Below are 19,925 nucleotides of genomic sequence, written 5' to 3' on the forward strand. Positions count from 1 at the left end.
CTCGTAGCCCGGAAAAACTGCCGAATTGTGATGTCCCTCATAAGGGAGCATGTGGAGCGGCGCCTAGCGTCCGCGCCAGCAAGACGGAGCACGGGCATGACCATCTTCGGATTGAGCCTGAAGGCGCTCGCAATCACCGTCGTGGTGGTCGTTGCAGCGGCCGCCGCGGTGCTGCTCGCCCGTCCGAAGCCGATCGAAAGCGCCGTCCTCGGCGCCGGCTGGGAGTGCAGCCAGACCGCATTCGTGCTCACGACCTGCGCACCACGCGTCCGTGAGGTGGTCCCCGCGGTCGAAACCTCGCGCAAGGATGCGATCCGGGCGACCCGCGGCTGAGCCGGAACTGATTGCGATGTGACGCGACGCCGCAGAGGTGTTAAAGCCGGCTCGCCCCCGCGATCACTCCGCCATGACCAAGCCCGAGTCTGAGCCCAAGCCAACGCCAAAGCCCGAACCGGGTGACAAGCCTAGATCCGCGCCAGGACCTCAATCCGGTGACAACCGCCGCGGCGCGGTCGCCGGCCTGATCATCGCGATCGTGATCCTTGGTGTCGGCTGGTGGCTTGCCCGCGATCTCACCGCCGCCAGCAAGATGCAGGACTGCCTGATGTCGGGGCGGAGCAATTGCAACGTGATCGAGCCGGCCCGCTAGCAGCGCTCAAACACGTCCGGTAGAGCCAAAAAATGCCGTGATCTTAATCATTTGTAACGCGACTTCGCCGATCAGGCAGGTCAGTTATGTCAGCCGGCATCAGCCCAGCGCGCGGCGAATCGTCTATCGCGCTAGGACCACGGCTATCGGCCACGGCAATCGAAAGAGTAGGGGGTCAAGCACGCATGAGTGCGTCCAGCCGCATGAAGATCATCATTCCCTTGGTTTCGGCCATGTCGGTGCTCGCGCTCTCGGCGCAGGCGCAGGAGGCCCGGCCGCCGAAGGACGCCGGCCAATCGCCGGCAGGGCCAGCCGCGGGCGCACCGCCCCAGAACAATCAGAACATGCGCAAGGGCCCGCCGCCGCAGCAGGCGGCCCGGCCCGCGCCGCCGCCCGGCGGCCAGCCCCATGCGGGACCCGGTCATGCGGGTCCTGGTGCCGGTCCGGCTCCTGGCCCGCGCAATGTGGGCGGTCCGCCGCCCGGTCGTAACTACGCCAGGGGTCCCGCACCGGCGCGCGACTGGGGCGGAAACGCCTATCGCGGCAATCTCGCCTGGGATGGCGGGCGCTGGCGCCATGAGGTCCACAACGGCCGCTCCGGCTGGTGGTGGGATGTCGGCGGCGTCTGGTACTATTATCCGCAGCGGATGGCCGGTCCGCCCGGCTATATCTCGGAGGAGTATTACGACGACGTGCCGGTGGCCTACGCCCCGCCGCCCGTTGCCTACGAACCGCCGCCTCCGCCGCCGCCGGCTGATCCCGGTGCGAGCGCGCTTGGCGGTGCCATTGTCGGCGGTTTGCTCGGCGGCCTGATCTCGGGTAACGCGTCAGGCGCCGCCGCAGGCGCCGTGCTCGGCGGCGCCACCGGCGCGATCGCCGGGGCGACGGCTGCCTCGCGCCCCGGCTACTATCTGGCCGAGGGCAATTGCTACTACCGCTATCCGAGCGGCCAGTATGTGCAGGCCGATCCCCGCGCGTGTTACTGAGATTGCGGACAGCTCTGAAACGAAGAGGCGGGCGAAAGGCCCGCTTCTTTTTTGCCCGGGTTTGTCATCTTGGCGCCGTGGCAGAATGGCTGATCGCCTCGCGCCTCAAGACACCAGCCAGGTCATGAACGCCATGAGGCCCCAGACCAGGCCCGCGATCCACGCCAGCATCACGATGCCGATGGTCGCAAGAAAGGTGACGCCGAACACGTCGGTCCTTTTTCGCTGGGTGGGGGCGTGAGCTTCGGCTGCAGCTTCTCGTGTCATGACCGCAAGACCACTCGTGCTTTCTCCCGCCTTTGGGAGCACTGAGATGTTCTAGCCGAGACGCCGGGCGCAGGATGTGACGCAGTTCACATCCGCCTGAATGACGCCGGGTCTCACGGTTTCGTGCGGTATGGGCGTCGCACGGTCGCCGTGGGCGTTCTGAAACCGCGGGTGCAGTTTCATATCGTGTACAATTTCAGCGTGTTGAAATAGCTCGCGACAACGCTGGTTATCCGCATTCATACGGACGAAATTGCCATGCACTTGTCCAGATCGGACGGCTAGAATCCGCCCCATGTGCAACAAGTACGATCCACAGCACGAAGCCGAGGCGGCGATGAAGCGCGCCGCGGCCTCAGAAGGCCCGGACCGGCAAAGACTCATCGAGCTCGCCATTGCCTGGCATCAGCTGGCCCGCGACCGGCGCGCCGATGAACCGACGGAGTAGTCGGATTCAGCCGACGATTGCCGGCCGAAGCAGCCTTCGATCCACCGCAAGCGTTGCTCGCCTCGCGCTGCATGAGCTGCAGCCAACGTGCTGACCGTGATCTCGTTCCAGGCTGCTGCTGTCAAACGCCGCGATCGATGCCGACCGGTTTCGGCCTGTGCACGTAATCCAGGATGCATGGTCGATCCGCCGAACGGCGATTCTGGTCGCTCCCACCCGCCAGTGAACGAACGGCGAAGGCCAGCTGATGCTGGCTCGCCGCGACGCTCATAATGGAAGCTTGTGCCTTCTCGAGGTGTTTTGCCATCCCGCCGGAGTTCAAGTCCACGCCCGCATCGATCGCCAAAAACGACATCGCAGCGACGGCAATTCCGGACGCGACAGCCATTCCTGTCCATTCAGATGACGGCATCACAGAAATCTTCGACACCATTTCGGCATGCCGGATAGATAGGACTCTCTCGTCGTCCGGACAGGCCTGCGCACGCTTTCTTGAAGTGCGCTGGATTTGAAAATCACGTCGCCGCGGAGGTCGCGGGCCGGGATGATTTCCGGCTCTGCCGTCGGCGCGGCCAAGCCCGAATGAAGCCAATCCGCTCGAAGGAGCAAGACTGTCGATCCCAGCAGGACTCGAACCTGCAGTGTTCGGAGACATTCATAACGTGATCAAGGGCAGGTCGCCGCCGCGCGCTACCAGAACCTGTATGCCACGATTTCCTAACCCCAAAGAGGCATTCAACCTCTGATATACTTTGCTATTCTATTCCCGCATTCTTGGATTGATCCCCCTGGATGCATCGGAACGATCGCCTAGCCAACCTCAACCCCTGCGGTTGGCTAGGCACTTTCGTTTCGATCAGGGTCTCATCCATCTTCCATCGCGCGGCCGCTTGCCAAATCGAATCCGCTCGCGCGACGGCGGTTCGAGACCGTCCCGAGAGGCGCACGCACCTTTTTCGGTGGTGTCCTAATGGAATGTTGAAAAACTGGCGATCCCAGCAGGACTCGAACCTGCAACCCGCGGAGTAGAAATCCGCTACTCTATCCAGTTGAGCTATGGGACCGTCTTGAGGCCGGGTCTTGAGGCCAGGCAGGTCTCGGCTACCGCCTGCCGGTCTTCTATCATGCCAAATATGAAAAATCCGCGCGTTCGCCAAGCCTGAACCGAACCGTTTTCCTCAATGGCGCGACAAAGCGGAACGGTGGGGTGTCAGGGTGCCGGGTTGAGCGGCAGCGGACTGGACGATGGATCACATCGCCGGGAACGCTGGTCAGCTTCCGGGACACGGCCGCCGGTCGATTGGTCAGGTATGGCTGCGCCATCAGGACGGCGTGCGTGGTGATATCTCGATCGGTCTCCTCTGGGCTTGCCTTGTCATGGCGAATGCGACGATTTGCACCTCTGGTTCCATCGCCTTGAGTCGGTCACCTTTCCGCGCACTTCATTTGCCGCCGCGGCGTTCGTCCGCGATTTCCGGGAGTCCATCATGATCGGTCTTGTTCGCGCCGTCACACTCTGCGCCGCGCTGGCGCTTGGCCTGAGCACGGCGCTGGCCGCCGACAAGGCATTCAAGCGCGACGATCTCGCTGATTCCGCGATCAAGCTGGAGGCCCAGATCAAGAGCGAGGCCGGGCCGGTCGCCAAGACCGGCGCGACGCTGCGCACGGACGCCGATGCCGCATTCAAGCGCAGTGATTTCCGTGCCGGCCTGTCCGTGCTCGGCCAGATCGCCGCCACGACGCCTGAGGATGCCGGCAACTGGATGCGGCTTGCCAAGGTGATCTTCCAGATATTGCCCAAGAACTCGAGCGAGCAGACATTCCTGCTGGAGCGCGCCTCGACCGCCGCCTATATCGCCTATTTGCGCGCGGGCAATCCGGGCGAGGAGGCCGACGCGCTTGCGGTGCTCGGCAAGTCGCTGGCCGAACGCAAGCTGTGGCGGCCGGCGCTGGACGCGCTGCGGCTGTCGCTGGACATGCGCGAGGTCGCCGACGTCCGCGGCCAATACGAGAAGATGCGCGACGAGCACGGCTTCCGCCTGCTCGACTATACCGTGGATTCGGATTCGGCCAGTCCGCGGGCCTGCTTCCAGTTCTCTGAAGAACTGGCCAAGCGCACCGATTTCGCGCCGTTCCTCGCGCTGGCGGGCCAGGACAAGCCGGCGCTGTCGGCCGAAGGCAAGCAGCTCTGCGTCGACGGCCTGAAGCACGGCGAGCGCTACAACATCAACTTGCGCGCCGGCCTGCCGTCCACGGTGAAGGAGGGGCTGCCGAAATCGGCCGAGTTCAACGTCTATGTGCGCGACCGAAAGCCCTTCGTGCGCTTCACCAGCCGCGCCTATGTGCTGCCGAAGACCGGCCAGCGCGGTATTCCCGTGGTCAGCGTCAACACGCCCGCGGTCAACATCAACGTCTTCCGGATCGGCGACCGCAACCTGATCAACACGGTGGTCGACAGCGACTTCCAGAAGACGCTGTCCAAGTACCAGCTCAGCGATCTCGGCAACGAGCGCGGCGTCAAGGTCTGGTCCGGCGAGCTCGCGACCGCGATGACGCTGAACCAGGACGTCACCACGGCGTTCCCGGTCGATCAGGCGCTCGGCGAGCTTCAGCCGGGCGTCTATGTGATGACCGCCGCGGCCAAGGGCCCGGGCTCGGACGACGAGTCCCAGCTCGCCACGCAATGGTTCATCGTCTCCGATCTCGGAGTGTCGGCCTATTCCGGCAATGACGGCATCCACGTGTTCATCAACTCGCTGGCCTCGACCGATCCAGTCGGCAAAGCCGAGGTGCGGCTGGTCGCGCGCAACAACGAGATCCTGGCCACCCGCAAGACCGACGAATCCGGTCACGTGCTGTTCGAGGCCGGCCTTGCGCGCGGCGAGGGCGGCCTGTCGCCGGCGATGCTAACGGTCACGGGCGAGAAGGCCGACTACGCCTTCCTCAGCCTCAAGACGAGCGCCTTCGATCTGTCCGACCGTGGCGTGGCGGGCCGCGCAGTGCCTGTTGGCGCCGACGCCTTCGTCTATGCCGAGCGCGGCGTCTACCGCTCCAGCGAGACCGTCTATCTCACCGCGCTGCTGCGCGACGGGCAGGGCAATGCCATCACCGGCGGGCCGATGATCCTGGTGGTCGAGCGCCCTGACGGCGTCGAATATCGCCGCGCCGTGCTGTCCGACCAGGGCGCCGGCGGCCGCACGCTGTCCGTGCCGCTCAACTCGGCCGTGCCGACCGGGACCTGGCGGGTGCGCGCCTTCACCGACCCGAAGGGCGCCTCGGTGGGCGAAACCACCTTCATGGTCGAGGACTACGTCCCCGACCGGATCGAATTCGGCTTGTCCGCCAAGGACAAGGTGATCAAAGCTAACGCTCCAGTGGAGCTTAAGGCCGACGGTCATTTCCTCTACGGCGCACCGGCCTCGGGCCTCCAGCTCGAAGGCGACATGCTGGTCGCGCCCGCGAGCGAACGTCCGGGCTTCTCCGGATACCAATTCGGCGTCGCCGACGAGGAGACCACCTCGAACGAGCGTACGCCGCTGGAGTTCCTGCCCGAGTCCGACGCCAATGGCGTTGCGACGTTCCCGGTGACGCTGGACAAGCAGCCGGCTTCGACCCGCCCGCAGGAGGCGCAGATCTTCGTCCGCATGGTGGAGACCGGCGGCCGCGCCGTCGAGCGCAAGATCGTGCTGCCGGTCGCGCCCGCGACCGCGATGATCGGCATCAAGCCGCTGTTCGGCGACAAGAATGTCGCCGAGGGCGACAAGGCCGAGTTCGACGTGGTGTTCGTCTCGCCCGAGGGCGAGAGGCTGCGCCGTGACGGCCTGCGCTACGAGCTCCTGAAAATGGAATCGCGCTACCAGTGGTATCGCCAGAACAATTACTGGGAGTACGAGCCCGTCAAGTCGACCTCGCGCGTTTCCGACGGCGATCTCACCATCGCCGCCGACAAGCCGTCGCGGGTCTCGCTCAGCCCGCAGCCCGGCCGCTACCGGCTCGACGTCAAGTCGAACGACGCCGACGGCCCGGTGACTTCGGTGCAGTTCGACGTCGGCTGGTATTCCGACGGCAGCGCCGACACGCCGGACCTGCTGGAGACCTCGATCGACAAGCCGCAATACGCCTCCGGCGACACCATGACGGTGTCGGTGAACGTGCGCACCGCCGGCAAGCTCACCGTCAACGTGCTCGGCGACCGTCTGCTGACGACGCAGACGATCGACGTCAAGGAGGGCACCGCGCAGGTGAAGCTTCCGGTCGGCAAGGACTGGGGCACCGGCGCCTATGTGGTGGCGACGCTGCGCCGTCCGCTCGATGCCGCCGCCCAGCGCATGCCGGGCCGCGCCATCGGCCTGAAATGGTTCGGCATCGACAAGCAGACCCGCACGCTCCAGGTGAAGCTGACGCCGCCGGCGCTGATCCGGCCGAATGCGATGCTGAAGATCCCGGTCAGGCTCGACGGGCTCAATCCGGGCGAGGACGCCAAGGTCGTCATATCAGCGGTCGATGTCGGCATCCTCAACCTCACCAATTACAAGCCGCCGGCACCGGACGATTACTATCTCGGCCAGCGCCGCCTCAGCGCGGAGATCCGCGATCTCTACGGCCAGCTCATCGACGGCATGTCGGGCACGCGCGGCCAGATCAAGTCCGGCGGCGACGCGGGAGCCGGCGAATTGCAGGGCTCGCCGCCCGCGCAAAAGCCGCTCGCGCTCTATTCCGGCATCGTCACGGTCGCAGCCGATGGCACCGCCGAGGTGAGCTTCGACATTCCGGAGTTCGCGGGCACCGCGCGCGTGATGGCGGTGGCGTGGACCGCGACCAAGCTCGGCCGCGCCAACACCGACGTCGTGATCCGTGATCCCGTCGTGCTGACCACGACCCTGCCGCGCTTCCTGCTCAACGGCGACCACGGCACGGTCAACCTGGAGATCGACAATGTCGAGGGCCAGGCCGGCGACTACGTGATCAACGTGAAGACGGGCGGCCCGGTGAAGATGACCGGCAATCCCGCAACCACAGTCAAGCTCGCCGCCAAGCAGCGCAACTCGTTCTCGCTCGCGCTCGACGCGACCGCGGCGGGGCAGGCGACGCTCGACGTCGACATCAAGGGGCCGAACGGGCTTGCCCTCGCACGCCACTATGCGCTCGACGTCAAGGCGGCGACGCAGGTGCTGGCGCGGCGTTCGATCCGGACGCTCGCGAAGGGCGAGAGCCTGACGCTGACCTCGGACATGTTCTCCGACCTCGTGCCGGGCACCGGCAGCGTCTCGGTCTCGGCGAGCCTGTCCACCGCGCTCGATGCGGCGACGATCCTCAAAGCGCTCGATCGCTATCCCTATGGCTGCTCGGAGCAGATCACGAGCCGCGCCATGCCGCTGCTCTATGTCAACGAGCTCGCGGCCGGTGCGCACCTGGCCATGGACACCGAGGTCGACCAGCGCATCCGTGACGCGATCGAGCGGCTCTTGGCGCGCCAGGGTTCGAACGGCTCGTTCGGCCTGTGGTCGGCCGGCGGCGACGACGCCTGGCTCGATGCGTACGTGACGGACTTCCTCACCCGCGCCCGCGAAAAGGGGTTTGCGGTGCCGGACGTGCTGTTCAAGAACGCGCTCGACCGCGTCCGCAACTCGGTCGTCAACGGCAACGAGCCGGAGAAGGACGGCGGGCGCGATCTCGCCTATGGCCTCTACGTGCTCGCGCGCAATGGCGCAGCTCCGATCGGCGACCTCCGCTATCTCGCCGACACCAAGCTCTCCAACCTCGCGACGCCGATCGCGAAGTCGCAGCTTGCGGCGGCGCTGGCCCTGGTCGGCGACCGCAACCGTGCGGAGCGGGTCTATGGTGCAGCGCTCGACTCGCTTGCGCCAAAGCCCGTGCTGGAGTTCGGCCGCACTGACTATGGCTCGCAGCTTCGCGATGCGGCGGCGCTGGTCTCGCTGGCCAGCGAAGGCAATGCGCCGAGGGCGACGCTGACGCAGGCGGTGTCGCGGGTCGAGACCGCACGTGGGCTCACGCCCTACACCTCCACGCAGGAGAACGCGTGGCTGGTGCTGGCGGCGCGGGCGCTCGCCAAGGAAAACCTCTCGATCGAGGTCGACGGTCAGCCGGTCAAGACTGCGCTCTATCGCAGCTACAAGGCGGACACGCTGAGCGGCAAGCCGCTGAAGATCACCAACACCGGCGATGCGCCGGTGCAGGCGGTGGTCTCGGTGTCGGGCTCGCCGGTGACGCCGGAGCCGGCGGCCTCGAACGGCTTCAAGATCGAGCGCAATTACTTCACGCTCGACGGCAAGCCTGCCGACATCAGCAAGGTCAAGCAGAACCAGCGCTTCGCGGTGTTGCTGAAGATCACCGAGGCGAAGCCCGAGTACGGCCACATCATGGTGTCCGACTATCTGCCGGCGGGGCTGGAGATCGACAATCCAAAGCTGGTCTCGTCGGGCGACAGCGGCACGCTGGACTGGATCGAGGACGGCGAGGAGCCCGAGGATACCGAGTTCCGCGACGACCGCTTCACGGCGGCCGTTGACCGGGCCTCGGACTCCAAGTCGGTGTTCACCGTTGCCTACGTTGTCCGCGCCGTTTCGCCGGGTAAATACGTATTGCCGCAGGCCTATGTCGAGGACATGTACAATCCCTCGCGCTATGGGCGGACGGGGACGGGCACTGTCGAGGTGCGGGCGGCGAAGTGAGTGGCGGAGAGATGAGCGAGGCCGACGAAGTTTCTCGTCATTCCGGGGCGGCTCGAAGAGCCGAACCCGGAATCTCGAGGTTCCGGGTCTGGTCCTACGGACCATCCCGGAACGACGGCAGCGGACCGCGTGGCGTCACACGCCTCCTCCCAGCCGCCGCCTTCACCCTCATCCTCGCCATCATCACCTTCGTCGCGTGGGTTTACTCCCTCGGTCCTCTCCCGCTCGACGAGTCCCGCCAGGTCTCCACCACCATCGTCGACCGCAACGGCAAGCTGCTGCGCGCCTACGCGATGGCGGACGGGCGCTGGCGGCTTCCGGTCGACGCCAAGGCGAACGTTGATCCGATCTATCTCAAACTGCTGCTCGCCTATGAGGACCAGCGCTTCTACGCCCATGACGGCATCGATCCGCTGGCGCTGGGCCGCGCCGCGTTGCAGCTTTCGACGCGCGGCCACATCGTCTCCGGCGGCTCGACCATCACCATGCAGCTGGCACGTTTGATGGAGCCGCGGCGGCAGCGCTCGCTCTATGCGAAGCTGCGGCAGATGGTACGCGCGATCGAGATCGAGCGGACCCTCAGCAAGAGCGACATCCTCGACCTCTATCTCGCGCTGGCGCCGTATGGCGGCAATCTCGAAGGCATCCGCGCCGCCTCGATTGCCTATCTCGGCAAGGAGCCGAAGCGGCTGTCGCTGGCCGAGGCGGCATTGCTGGTCGCGCTGCCGCAATCGCCGGAGACGCGCCGGCTCGACCGCTATCCCGATGTGGCCCTCAAAGCCCGCGACCGCGTGCTCGACCGCATGGTCGAAGAGCATGTGGTCGGCCTCGAGGACGCAAAGCTGGCCAAGGCGGTGCCCGTGCCGAAGCTGCGCAAGCCAATGCCGATCCTGGCGCCGCATGCTTCCGACACCGCGCTTGCGACGGTCAAGGATACGCCCGTCATCAAACTGACGCTGGACGCCAATCTCCAGAAGGTGCTGGAGCCGCTGGCGCGCGACCGCGCCATTGCGTTGGGTGCGAACATCTCGGTCGGCATCATCGTCGTCGACAACGAGAGCGGCGACGTGCTCGCGCGCGTCGGCTCGGCGGATTATTTCGACGAGAGCCGGGCAGGGCAGGTCGACATGACGCGCGCCATTCGCTCGCCGGGATCGACGCTCAAGCCCTTCATCTACGGCCTCGCCTTCGAGGACGGCTTCGTCCATCCCGACAGCCTGATCGACGACCGGCCCGTCCGCTTCGGCTCCTACGCGCCGGAAAATTTCGACATGACGTTCCAGGGCACGGTGCCCGTGAAGAAGGCGCTGCAATTGTCGCTGAACGTGCCGGCGATCGTGCTGCTCGACCGCGTCGGCGCGAGCCGGCTGGCGTCGCGGCTGCGGCAGGCCGGCGGCAATCTCATCCTGCCCAAGGACGAAGCGCCCGGGCTCGCCATGGGGCTCGGCGGCGTCGGGGTGACGCTTCAGGACCTTGCGCAGCTCTATGCCGGGTTTGCCCGTCTTGGAACCACCAAGCCGCTGCGCGAGATCATCGCTGCCAAGGACGACCGTGAGCCGCTGCGGCTGCTGGATCAGGTCGCGGCCTGGCAGGTAGGCAACGTGCTGCTGGGCACGCCGCCGCCGGAAAACGCCGCCCACAACCGGATCGCCTTCAAGACCGGCACCTCCTACGGCTACCGCGACGCCTGGTCGGTCGGCTTCGACGGCCGCATGACCATCGGCGTCTGGGTCGGCCGGCCCGATGGGGCGCCGGTTCCCGGCCTGATCGGCCGTGTCGCCGCGGCGCCCATCCTGTTCGACGCCTTCGCCCGAACCGGCAAGACGCTGACACCGTTGCCGAAGCCGCCCAAGGGAACCCTGGTCGCCAGCAACGCCAAGCTGCCGGTGCCCTTGAAACGGTTCCGCCCGGTCGGGGAACTGGTGCGGACCGGCGGCGAGCAGGCGTTGCACATCCAGTTCCCGCTGAACGGCTCGCGGATCGACGTCGACCGGTCGGGTGGCACCGAGGCGGCCGCCATGCCGGTCAAGGTCGCCGGCGGCGTTCTGCCCATGACCGTCATGGTTAATGGCACGGCGCTCGGCGAGATCGACGGGCGCCGCCAGCGGCTGATCGATCCGCCCGGTCCGGGCTTTGCGCGGCTCACCGTGATCGACGCCACTGGCGCCGCGGACACAGTTGTCATTCGAATTCAATGACCCGGCCTTAAGCGGTTGTCGGAATGACGGTTTCAGCGTAAGCGGAACCAATGGCCGAGACCTACCCAAGCCCCCGTTTTGGAGCCCCCCGCGAGCCGAAATCGCCCGTAAATCCGGGCAGCCGGCTGGTGTCGATGCTCGATGTCGTCACGGCCAGCCACGCCCGCGCGGTGGCCTTTCTGGTGCTGTGCGCGCTGCTGCTGTTCCTGCCGGGCTTCTTCACGATCCCGCCTGTCGATCGCGACGAGGCGCGCTTTGCGCAGGCCACCAAGCAGATGGTGGAGAGCGGCGACTATGTCGACATCCGCTTCCAGGAGGACGTCCGCTACAAGAAGCCGGTCGGCATCTACTGGTTGCAATCCGCGGCAGTCGAAGCCGCTGCGGCACTCAAGCTGCCGAAGGCCGAGTTGCGGATCTGGGTCTATCGGCTGCCCTCGCTGTTAGGGGCGATCGGCGCCGTGCTCATGACCTATTGGGCGGCCCTCGGCTTCGTCACGCGCCGCGCCGCCGTGCTCGCGGCACTCCTGATGTGCGCCTCGGTGCTGCTCGGCGTCGAGGCGCGGCTCGCCAAGACCGACGCAATGCTGCTGTTCTGCGTGACCGCCGCGATGGGCGCGATGGCGCGAGCCTATCTGTCCTGGCAGCGCGCCGAGGACGAGACGCATCCGCCCTGGAGCTGGCCCGCGATCTTCTGGACCGCGCTCGCCGTCGGCATCCTGATCAAGGGCCCGCTGATCCTGATGTTCGCAGGCCTGACCATTGTCGCGCTGGCGATCCAGGACCGCGATGCCTCCTGGCTCTGGAAGCTGCGCCCGCTCTGGGGCCTGATGTGGATGCTGGTGCTGGTGCTGCCCTGGTTCGTCGCGATCTTCTGGCGCGCGGGCGATGCCTTCTTCGCCGATTCCGTCGGCGGCGACATGCTGAGCAAGATCGGCGCGCAGGAATCCCATGGCGCGCCGCCCGGACTGTACCTCGCGCTGTTCTGGATCACCTTCTGGCCGGGCGCGCCGCTCGCGGCGATGGCGGCGCCTGCGGTGTGGCGGGCGCGGCGTGAGCCCGGTGCGCAGTTTCTGCTGGCCTGGCTGGTCCCGTCCTGGATCGTGTTCGAGGCGGTGCTGACCAAGCTGCCGCATTACGTGCTGCCGCTGTACCCGGCGATCGCGATCCTGACCGTCGGCGCGCTGGAGCGGCGCGTGCTGTCGCGCTCCTGGCTGATGCGCGGCTCGGCCTGGTGGTTCGCGATCCCCGCGGCCGCCTCGATCATCGCGGTGGTCGGCGCGGTGATGCTGACGCGGCAGCCGGCTTTCGTGGCCTGGCCGTTCATCGCGGCGTCGCTGATCTTTGGCCTGTTCGCCTGGTGGCTGTTCGACACCAACCACGCCGAGCGCTCGGTGCTGAACGCGCTGGTCGCAGCCCTGATGCTGGCGGTCGTGGTCTACGGCATCGTGCTGCCGTCGCTGACGCCGGTGTTCCCGAGCATCGAGGTCGCGCGCGCGCTGCGCAACGTCACCTGCGTCGGGCCGAAGGCGGCCTCTGCCGGCTATCACGAGCCGAGCCTCGTGTTCCTGACGGGCACCCAGACACTGCTCACCGACGGCTCGGGCGCGGCGGACTTCCTGCGGCAGGGCAGCTGCCGCTTCGCGCTGGTCGAGCAGCGCTCGGAGCGCAGCTTCGTGCAGCGCGCCGAGGCGATCGGGCTGCGCTACAAGGTCGGCGCGCGCATCGACGGCTACAATTTCTCGCAAGGGCGCGCGATCTCGATCTCGATCTTCCGCTCGGAAGGCACCGAATAGGATGCCGGCTTCGACCAACATCGCGCCGCGCGCAGGCTATCCCGCACAATTGCTCGCCGTGTCCTGGCATGCGCTGGCGCAGCTTGTCCGCACGCCCTCGCACTCACGCCGTGCCGAGGCCGCCCGAAAGCTGGCGCGGCATTCGCTGTGGCTCAGCGTGGCAGGCGCAGCCCTGATCATTGCGCTGATGCTCGCGTTCGACCAGACCGAGATCCAGCTGATGCCGGCACGTGGCGCGCCCGGCCTGTGGCCGATCCGCATCCTCACCGATTTCGGCAAGGACGAGTACGTGCTCTCGGTACTGGGGGTCGCGCTGGTGACGCTGGCATTCGCTGCGGCAGGGCTTCACGGCACCCGCCGTGCGCTGCTGCTGGGCTTGGGTACGCGGCTCCAGTTCCTGTTCCTGTCCGTTGCCCTGTCCGTGCTCGTCGGTGAGATCCTGAAATTTTTCATCGGCCGCGGGCGTCCGTTCGTCGGCGGCAAGGCCGATCCGTTCAACTTCATCCCGTTCGAGGGGTCGGGAGCCTATGCCAGCCTGCCGTCGGGCCACGCGATCACGGCGTTCGCACTGGCGTTTGCGGTCTCCGCACTCTGGCCGCGGCTGCGCGTGTTCATGTTCACTTACGCGATTGTGATCCTGCTGACACGGCTCGTGTTGCTCGCGCATCACCCGAGCGACGTCACCGCCGGGGCGCTGGTCGGCATCGTCGGTGCCATGGCCGTTCGCTACTGGTTTGCCGCGCGCCGGCTCGGCTTCGCCATCCGTGCCGACGGCACCATTGTGCCCCTCGCAGGGCCGGTCTCGGGCCGCCTCAAAAGGGTTGCCCGCGGGGCCTCCGCCCCATAAAAGCGGCTGCCTGCCGGGGCCGCCGGTTCCCCGAGGCGCAGGCCAATTCCAACCACGAGCCTCATTTGTCGACGTCCCAGCCTTCGGTTTCCATCGTCGTTCCCGTGCGCAACGAAGCCGACAACATCGCGCCCCTGATCGAGGAGATCACAGCGGCGCTCGACGGCCGCTGGGATTACGAGATCATCTACGTCAATGACGGTTCGACCGATACGACCGGCGAGCGGCTCAATGCCATCATGGCGCAGCGGGGCAATCTGCGTCAGCTCCGTCACGCGAAATCCGGCGGCCAGTCCGCCGCCGTGCGCAGCGGCGTGCGCGCCGCGCGTGGCACGATCGTGGCCACTCTCGACGGCGACGGCCAGAACAATCCGGCCTTCCTGCCGGACCTGATCGCGGCGGTCGAGAAGGGCGCCCGTGTCGGGCTCGCGGCCGGCCAGCGCGTCGGACGCAAGGACACCGGCTTCAAGAAATTCCAGTCGCGCGTGGCGAACAAGGTCCGCAATTCCATCCTGAACGACGGCACGCGCGACACCGGCTGCGGGTTGAAGGCGTTCCGGCGCGAGGTCTTCCTCGCGCTGCCCTATTTCGACGGGCTGCATCGCTTCCTGCCGGCGCTGGTGCGGCGTGAGGGCTACGAGATCGCCTATGTGGACGTGATCGACCGGCCGCGCCGCTCCGGCGTGTCCAACTACGGCTTCTTCGACCGGCTCTGGATCGGGATCATGGATCTCGCCGGCGTGTGGTGGCTGATCCGCCGCAAGAAGCCCACACCAGACGTAACCGAGGTGACGGCATGATCATCCAGTACGGCCAGGCGCTGAGCAACTATCTCTACGACGTTTTCGTCGCCAAGTTCGACTTCTGGCTCGCATTCGGCCTGGTCGCGCAGCTGTTCTTCACCGCGCGCTTCCTGGTGCAGTGGATCGCGAGCGAGCGCGCCGGCAACAGCGTGGTGCCGATGGCGTTCTGGTTCTGCTCGATGGGTGGCGGCTTGATGACACTGGTCTACGGCGTCGTGAAGCGCGAGCCCGTGATCATCCTCGGACAGGCGCTGGCCACCGTGATCTACATTCGCAACATCATGCTGATCATCAAGAACCGCGGCCGCGCGTCGAAGACGCTGGAGCGTTGATCAAAGGCTGCGTGCGGCAGGGCATCCGGATTTCCCGATCGGCATGCGCAAATTGTCGATAGTTCTGTACGCGTCGGTTGTTCTGGTCGGCCTGGTCCTGCTTAGGTTCGGCCTTGTCGAGCTTGGCAGCACCGTCGCATTCCTCGCGAGAGCCGAGCAGACGGACGCGCGTTTCGCCGGCGCTGTCGCACGAAGCGGCGGCAATCATGGCGGGACGTTTCTCTATCCGACGTTTCAATTCGTGACGGGCGCCGGCCGCACGATGACATTCACGTCGTCGTCAGGATCGACCGCGCAGCCCTATTCGGACGGTGAACGGGTCAGGATCGCCTACGATCCCCGCCGGCCCGAGGATGCGCGGCTGCTGTCGTTCCTGACGCTGTGGATCTCTCCGGTCCTGCTTTGCGGCGCGGGCCTGCTCCTGGCGGGCGGCGCGGTCATTCTACGTGCCGGGCTAGCGCGGCAGCGCCGAGGCCGCACCTGACTCGGGCAGGGTGGCCGTCTCGGTCTCGGTCCTGCGATACGGCTCGCCCGCGGCATCCAGCACGGGATAGGCGACCGAGCAGATATGCGAGTGGATGCGGCGCAGATCGCGCAGCACGTCGAGGTGCAGCGAGGTGGTCTCGATGGTCTCGGGGCGGCCCTCGCGCAGGCGGTCGAGATGGCGCTCGACGGCGGCAAGCTCGGTATTCTTCAGCGTGGTCTTCTCCACCAGCAGCTTGCGCGCTTCATTCGCATCGCCCGACATGAACACGCCGAAGGCGATCCGCAGCGATTCCATCGTGCGCTTGTGGAAGGCGGCGAGCTCCTCGGAGCCCTCGGCCGAGAACTGGAAGCGGCGCTTGATCTTCTTGGTCGCAAGCTCGCTCAGGCTCTTGTCGATGATGTCGCCGATGTGTTCGAGGTTGATGGCGAAGGAGATGATCTCCATCGCGCGCTGCCCCTCGCTCTCGTCGAGGCTGCCCCGCATGAGTTTCGTCACGTAGAGCTTGATGGCTTCATCCAGGCCGTCGACGACATTGTCCATCTTCGAGACCTGGTCCACCAGGGCACGGTCGCCCGTCATCATCGCGGCCATGACCTTGCGCAGCATCACCTCGACGAAGTCGCCCATCCGCAGCGTCTCGCGGGCGGCGTCGGCGAGCGCCAGCGATGGCGTCTCCAGCGCGGTCTCGTCGAGATAGCGCGGGCGGGCCGGGTCGGTCTCCTCCACGCGATCGGGCAAGAGGCGGGTCAACAGGCGCGACATGGTGTCGAGCAGACCGATGAAGATGATGGCGGTGCCGACATTGAAGGCGATGTGAAAGGCCGCCGTCATCCTGGCGAGATCCGGCTGCCAGGCGTGCATGTGCTCGGCGATCACGCTCAGAAATGGCAACACCAGTGCAATCCCGACCACGCGGTTGGCGAGATTGCCGACCGGCAGGCGGTAGCTCGCGGGATCGTCGCGCCTGGCCCCTTCGAACACGGGGTTGATGGCGCTGCCGAGATTGGCCCCCAGCACCAATGCCAGCGCTGCATAAGGCGTGATGAACTGCGAATAGGCCAGCGACATGATCAGCAGCACGCTGGCGACGCTCGAATGCACCGCCCAGGTGACGAGCGCCGCGACGACGATGCACAGGATGGGATCACCCGTGATCGCCGCCATCGCAACGCGTACGCCGGGCGCATTCTCGGCCGGCGCCAGCGTGTCGAGCAGGATGTGCAGCGACAGCAGCATCAATCCGAGGCCGATGCAGACGCGGCCGATGTCCTTGATCCGCGAGCGCGGTCCGGAGCGGAAGGCGACGAGGCCGAGCACGAACAGCACCGGCGCGACAGCGGCGATGTTGAACGAGAGCACCTGCACGATCAGCGTCGTGCCGACATTGGCCCCCAGCATGATGGCAAGCGCGGCGGCGAGGCTGACGAGGCCTTCGGCGGTGAACGAACTGGTGATCAGGGCGGTCGCGGTGCTGCTCTGGAGCAGCGCGGTGAGCCCGAGGCCGGCGGCGAAGGCGCTGACGCGGTTGCCGAGCGCCTTGCCGAGCAGGCGGCGGAGGTCGGGGCCGAAGGCACGCAGGATCCCGCTGTGGACCATGTGCAGGCCCCACAACAACAGCGCCACGCCGCCCATCAGATCGAGCAGAACCAACGTTCCCATGCTCCGTGTCCGGACTAGAGTCGATTGGTGAAGCTAGCGCCAAATGCTTGAGGTTCAAACCATTTGTTGGCGCGTCGGCGTTAACGTTTGCGATGGCGGCGCGTTCCCGAGGCGCGGATGCCGCGTCCTCAGGCGCGATGCCTTGTGAGCAGGCTCACATTGCTGCTTTGAGGGCAGCGAAGCCGCGATCGAGATCGGCCTTGAGGTCGTCGGTGCTTTCGAGTCCGATGTGGAGACGCAAGGTAGGGCCGCCCGGCGCCCACTTGGTCGCGGTGCGATAGCCGTCGCAGTCGAAGGGAATCGCAAGGCTCTCGAAGCCGCCCCAGGAGAAGCCCATGCCGAACAGCTTGAGCGTGTTGAGCATGGTGTCGACGGCCTGCTGCGGCGCCGGCTTCAGCACGATGCTGAACAGGCCCGAGGCGCCGGTGAAGTCGCGCTTCCAGATGGCGTGGCCCGGATCGGTCTCGAGCCCGGGATGCAGCACGCGCGCGACCTCGGGTCTGGCCGCGAGCCAGCGCGCCATGTCGAGGCCGGAACGATGATGCTGGGCGAGCCGTACCGACAGCGTGCGCAGTCCGCGCAGCGCCAGGAAGACGTCGTCGGGGCCGGCGCAGACGCCGAGCAGGCGGATGCCCTCGACGATCTGCGGCCAGGCCTTGGCGTTGGCCGAGATGGTGCCGAACATGATGTCGGAATGGCCGCCGATATATTTGGTCGCCGCCTGCATGCTGATATCGACGCCCTGCTCGAGCGAGCGGTGATAGAGCGGGGTGGCCCAGGTGTTGTCGTCGATGACGAGCGCGTCGCGGGCATGCGCGACCTCGGCGATGGCGCGAATGTCGGGCATCTCGAACGATTGCGAGCCCGGCGCCTCGACCAGCACCGCGCGGGTGTTGGGCTTGAACAGCTTGTCGACGCCGGCGCCGATCAGCGGATCGAAATAGGTGGTCTCGACGCCGTAGCGGGCGAGCATGCCGTTGCAGAAATTGCGCGAGGGCCGATAGACGTTGTCGCAGACCAGAATGTGGTCGCCGGTCTTCAGCACCGAGAGCAGGGTGGTGGAGATCGCGGACAGCCCCGATGGTACGATGCCGACGCCGGCGCATTGCGGCCCCTCCAGCGCCATCAGCGTGTCCTGGAAAGCCCTGGTCGTCGGGGTGCCGTGGCGGCCGTATGTGAACTCGCCGCGATGGGCATGCAGGTCCTCGGCGGTCGGATAGAGCACGGTCGAGCCGTGGAACACCGGCGGATTGACGAACCCCTTCTGCGCCTTGGTGTCGCGGCCGGAGGTCACCAGCCGGGTCTCGGCCTGCTGCTGGGAGGGGGGCGAGGAATCCATGCGTCTGCTTTCAAAACTGCGTTTCCGCCAGGCGCGATGCGTCCCGCGGGCCGGCCGAAAGGCCGCTGTCGTTAATAACAGAACACAGAAGAGTCCCGTCAACCCCTTGACCCGGCTCGCCAGTCGTTCTGTGATGCGCAGGTGCTATTCAGTCGCCGCATGTTGAGGGGCCTGCCGCGACCTTCGATCCATCGTCTGACCGGACCTTGCGCCACAGCCATAATGGCGGGCGCCTGCGGCGGGGATTAAGGTATGGCCTCCCGAGATCGGCGAGTGTTCGGCAAGGTAATCCAGCATGACTCTTGCAAGGCGGGTCCTAAGTCGGATTGCCCTGGCAGAGACGATCCTGAGACAACATTCCTGACCTTGAGACGACCTTGAAAGGCCTTCACCCCATGAAACGCGTAACCCTGGCTCTCACCCTTGCTCTGGCCGCCGGCCTGACTGCCCAAGCCGCCGATGCGCAAACACTCAAGACCATCAAGGACCGGGGCACGCTGTCCTGCGGCGTCAGCCAGGGCCTGCCGGGCTTCTCCGCGCCCGACGACAAGGGCAACTGGACCGGGCTCGACGTCGACCTCTGCCGTGCGATCGCGGCGGCCATCTTCAATGACCCGACCAAGATCAAGTTCGTGCCGACCTCGGCCAAGGACCGTTTCACGGCGCTGCAATCCGGCGAAATCGACGTACTCTCGCGCAACACCACCTGGACCATCTCGCGCGACACCTCGCTGGGTGCCAACTTCACCGGCGTGACCTATTACGACGGGCAGGGCTTCATGGTGAAGAAGTCGCTCAAGGTGAATTCCGCGCTCGAGCTCAACAGCGCCTCGGTCTGCGTGCAGACCGGCACCACCACCGAGCAGAATCTGGCCGACTACTTCAAGGCCAACAACATGAAGTACGAGGTGATCGCGTTCGGCACCAACGACGAAACGGTCAAGGCCTATGAGGCCGGCCGCTGCGACGTCTTCACCACCGACCAGTCGGGCCTCTACGCCAACCGCCTCAAGCTCGCCAATCCCAATGACCACATGGTGCTGCCCGAGATCATCTCGAAGGAGCCGCTCGGCCCGATGGTGCGCCACGGCGACGACCAGTGGTTCGACATCGTGAAATGGACGCTGTTCGCCCTCGTCACCACCGAAGAGCTCGGCGTGACCTCGAAGAACGTCGACGAGAAGGCGAAACTGGAAAGCCCGGAACTGAAGCGCGTGCTCGGCAGCGACGGCAATTTCGGCGAACAGCTCGGCCTGACCAAGGACTGGGTGATCCGGATCGTGAAGGCGGTCGGCAATTACGGCGAGGTGTTCGATCGCAACGTCGGCGCGGGCTCGCCGCTCGCCATCAACCGCGGTTTCAACAATCTCTGGAACAAGGGCGGTCTCCAGTACGCGCCGCCGATTCGCTGATCCCGCTTGATCG

16 protein-coding genes and 1 tRNA gene are annotated in these 19,925 nt (G+C 66.2%); 12 read left to right on the forward strand and 5 right to left on the reverse strand.

Translation table 11 applies throughout. The features are described from left to right. Positions 1-96: 96 nt before the first annotated feature. The 3 genes from A3M7_RS0103710 (at position 97) to A3M7_RS0103720 (ending at position 1,635) form a co-directional block, all read left to right on the forward strand. Positions 97-333, forward strand: coding sequence for a hypothetical protein (locus tag A3M7_RS0103710; protein WP_027542710.1), 237 nt, complete (start codon positions 97-99; stop codon positions 331-333). A gap of 73 nt (positions 334-406) precedes the next feature. Then, entirely contained in the window at positions 407-649 is a 243-nt protein-coding gene (locus A3M7_RS0103715) for a hypothetical protein (RefSeq protein ID WP_027542711.1), read from the forward strand. 185 nt (positions 650-834) lie between these two features. Continuing rightward, positions 835-1,635: a hypothetical protein gene (locus A3M7_RS0103720; RefSeq protein ID WP_027542712.1), complete on the forward strand. Its 801-nt coding sequence runs from the start codon at positions 835-837 to the stop codon at positions 1,633-1,635. Positions 1,636-1,740: 105 nt separating this feature from the next. Here A3M7_RS0103720 and A3M7_RS46090 read toward each other — a convergent pair whose 3' ends face one another. Next, complete coding sequence (locus A3M7_RS46090; protein ID WP_027542713.1) at positions 1,741-1,902, reverse strand: hypothetical protein; 162 nt, start codon at positions 1,900-1,902, stop codon at positions 1,741-1,743. Between the two features lie 295 nt (positions 1,903-2,197). On the opposite strand from A3M7_RS46090, the gene A3M7_RS49485 reads away from it, so the two are divergent. After that, positions 2,198-2,350, forward strand: coding sequence for a hypothetical protein (locus A3M7_RS49485; RefSeq protein ID WP_198033691.1), 153 nt, complete (start codon positions 2,198-2,200; stop codon positions 2,348-2,350). A 121-nt stretch (positions 2,351-2,471) separates the two neighbouring features. On the opposite strand, the gene A3M7_RS50365 is transcribed toward A3M7_RS49485, so the two are convergent. Both A3M7_RS50365 and A3M7_RS0103740 read right to left on the reverse strand, forming a co-directional pair. Continuing rightward, a complete protein-coding gene (locus A3M7_RS50365; RefSeq protein ID WP_245284191.1) occupies positions 2,472-2,783 on the reverse strand; it encodes a hypothetical protein in 312 nt (103 codons plus the stop codon). Positions 2,784-3,337: 554 nt separating this feature from the next. Further along, positions 3,338-3,414 (reverse strand) — tRNA-Arg (locus tag A3M7_RS0103740). 423 nt (positions 3,415-3,837) lie between these two features. On the opposite strand from A3M7_RS0103740, the gene A3M7_RS0103745 reads away from it, so the two are divergent. The 7 genes from A3M7_RS0103745 to A3M7_RS0103775 all read left to right on the forward strand — a co-directional run bounded on the left by A3M7_RS0103745 (position 3,838) and on the right by A3M7_RS0103775 (position 15,499). Beyond that, positions 3,838-9,042 (forward strand): alpha-2-macroglobulin, encoded by a 5,205-nt coding sequence (locus tag A3M7_RS0103745; RefSeq protein WP_027542714.1) that lies wholly within the window; start codon positions 3,838-3,840, stop codon positions 9,040-9,042. A gap of 11 nt (positions 9,043-9,053) precedes the next feature. Continuing rightward, positions 9,054-11,240, forward strand: a complete 2,187-nt coding sequence (gene pbpC, locus A3M7_RS0103750; RefSeq protein WP_245284192.1) for a penicillin-binding protein 1C — start codon at positions 9,054-9,056, stop codon at positions 11,238-11,240. A gap of 50 nt (positions 11,241-11,290) precedes the next feature. Beyond that, positions 11,291-13,033 (forward strand): glycosyltransferase family 39 protein, encoded by a 1,743-nt coding sequence (locus A3M7_RS0103755; RefSeq protein ID WP_027542716.1) that lies wholly within the window; start codon positions 11,291-11,293, stop codon positions 13,031-13,033. Between the two features lies 1 nt (position 13,034). After that, positions 13,035-13,880 (forward strand): phosphatase PAP2 family protein, encoded by an 846-nt coding sequence (locus tag A3M7_RS0103760; protein WP_027542717.1) that lies wholly within the window; start codon positions 13,035-13,037, stop codon positions 13,878-13,880. Between the two features lie 65 nt (positions 13,881-13,945). After that, positions 13,946-14,680 carry a glycosyltransferase family 2 protein gene (locus A3M7_RS0103765; RefSeq protein ID WP_027542718.1) on the forward strand — a complete coding sequence of 245 codons (735 nt, stop codon included), beginning with the start codon at positions 13,946-13,948 and terminating at the stop codon, positions 14,678-14,680. Beyond that, on the forward strand, positions 14,677-15,015 hold the full coding sequence (locus A3M7_RS0103770) for a lipid-A-disaccharide synthase N-terminal domain-containing protein (protein ID WP_027542719.1): 339 nt from the start codon (positions 14,677-14,679) through the stop codon (positions 15,013-15,015). The genes A3M7_RS0103765 and A3M7_RS0103770 overlap by 4 nt, the downstream gene beginning before the upstream one ends. Positions 15,016-15,067: 52 nt before the next feature. Further along, a complete protein-coding gene (locus A3M7_RS0103775) occupies positions 15,068-15,499 on the forward strand; it encodes a DUF3592 domain-containing protein (protein ID WP_198033692.1) in 432 nt (143 codons plus the stop codon). On the opposite strand, the gene A3M7_RS0103780 is transcribed toward A3M7_RS0103775, so the two are convergent. Both A3M7_RS0103780 and metC read right to left on the reverse strand, forming a co-directional pair. Then, a complete protein-coding gene (locus tag A3M7_RS0103780; RefSeq protein WP_027542721.1) occupies positions 15,470-17,161 on the reverse strand; it encodes a Na/Pi cotransporter family protein in 1,692 nt (563 codons plus the stop codon). The genes A3M7_RS0103775 and A3M7_RS0103780 overlap by 30 nt on opposite strands. Positions 17,162-17,315: 154 nt before the next feature. Continuing rightward, a complete protein-coding gene (gene metC / locus A3M7_RS0103785; protein ID WP_027542722.1) occupies positions 17,316-18,500 on the reverse strand; it encodes a cystathionine beta-lyase in 1,185 nt (394 codons plus the stop codon). Positions 18,501-18,895: 395 nt separating this feature from the next. Here metC and A3M7_RS0103790 point away from each other — a divergent pair, with 395 nt between their 5' ends. After that, the gene (locus tag A3M7_RS0103790) at positions 18,896-19,912 is read left to right on the forward strand and encodes an amino acid ABC transporter substrate-binding protein (RefSeq protein ID WP_027542723.1); all 1,017 of its coding nucleotides are present in this window, start codon (positions 18,896-18,898) and stop codon (positions 19,910-19,912) included. Positions 19,913-19,925: the final 13 nt, after the last annotated feature.

The organism is Bradyrhizobium sp. WSM2254 (assembly GCF_000472645.1).
GTDB classification, from domain to species: Bacteria; Pseudomonadota; Alphaproteobacteria; order Rhizobiales; family Xanthobacteraceae; genus Bradyrhizobium; species Bradyrhizobium niftali.

Excerpts from the sequence above, each read along its gene's own strand:
- A3M7_RS49485 (WP_198033691.1), top strand. The coding sequence starts at position 2,198 with ATGTGCAACAAGTACGATCCACAGCACGAAGCCGAGGCGGCGATGAAG.
- A3M7_RS46090 (WP_027542713.1), bottom strand. The coding sequence starts at position 1,902 with ATGACACGAGAAGCTGCAGCCGAAGCTCACGCCCCCACCCAGCGAAAA.
- A3M7_RS0103720 (WP_027542712.1), top strand. The coding sequence starts at position 835 with ATGAGTGCGTCCAGCCGCATGAAGATCATCATTCCCTTGGTTTCGGCC.
- A3M7_RS0103715 (WP_027542711.1), top strand. The coding sequence starts at position 407 with ATGACCAAGCCCGAGTCTGAGCCCAAGCCAACGCCAAAGCCCGAACCG.
- A3M7_RS0103755 (WP_027542716.1), top strand. The coding sequence starts at position 11,291 with ATGGCCGAGACCTACCCAAGCCCCCGTTTTGGAGCCCCCCGCGAGCCG.
- A3M7_RS0103710 (WP_027542710.1), top strand. The coding sequence starts at position 97 with ATGACCATCTTCGGATTGAGCCTGAAGGCGCTCGCAATCACCGTCGTG.
- A3M7_RS0103770 (WP_027542719.1), top strand. The coding sequence starts at position 14,677 with ATGATCATCCAGTACGGCCAGGCGCTGAGCAACTATCTCTACGACGTT.
- A3M7_RS0103760 (WP_027542717.1), top strand. The coding sequence starts at position 13,035 with ATGCCGGCTTCGACCAACATCGCGCCGCGCGCAGGCTATCCCGCACAA.
- A3M7_RS0103745 (WP_027542714.1), top strand. The coding sequence starts at position 3,838 with ATGATCGGTCTTGTTCGCGCCGTCACACTCTGCGCCGCGCTGGCGCTT.
- metC (WP_027542722.1), bottom strand. The coding sequence starts at position 18,500 with ATGGATTCCTCGCCCCCCTCCCAGCAGCAGGCCGAGACCCGGCTGGTG.
- A3M7_RS0103780 (WP_027542721.1), bottom strand. The coding sequence starts at position 17,161 with ATGGGAACGTTGGTTCTGCTCGATCTGATGGGCGGCGTGGCGCTGTTG.
- pbpC (WP_245284192.1), top strand. The coding sequence starts at position 9,054 with ATGAGCGAGGCCGACGAAGTTTCTCGTCATTCCGGGGCGGCTCGAAGA.
- A3M7_RS0103790 (WP_027542723.1), top strand. The coding sequence starts at position 18,896 with ATGAAACGCGTAACCCTGGCTCTCACCCTTGCTCTGGCCGCCGGCCTG.
- A3M7_RS50365 (WP_245284191.1), bottom strand. The coding sequence starts at position 2,783 with ATGGTGTCGAAGATTTCTGTGATGCCGTCATCTGAATGGACAGGAATG.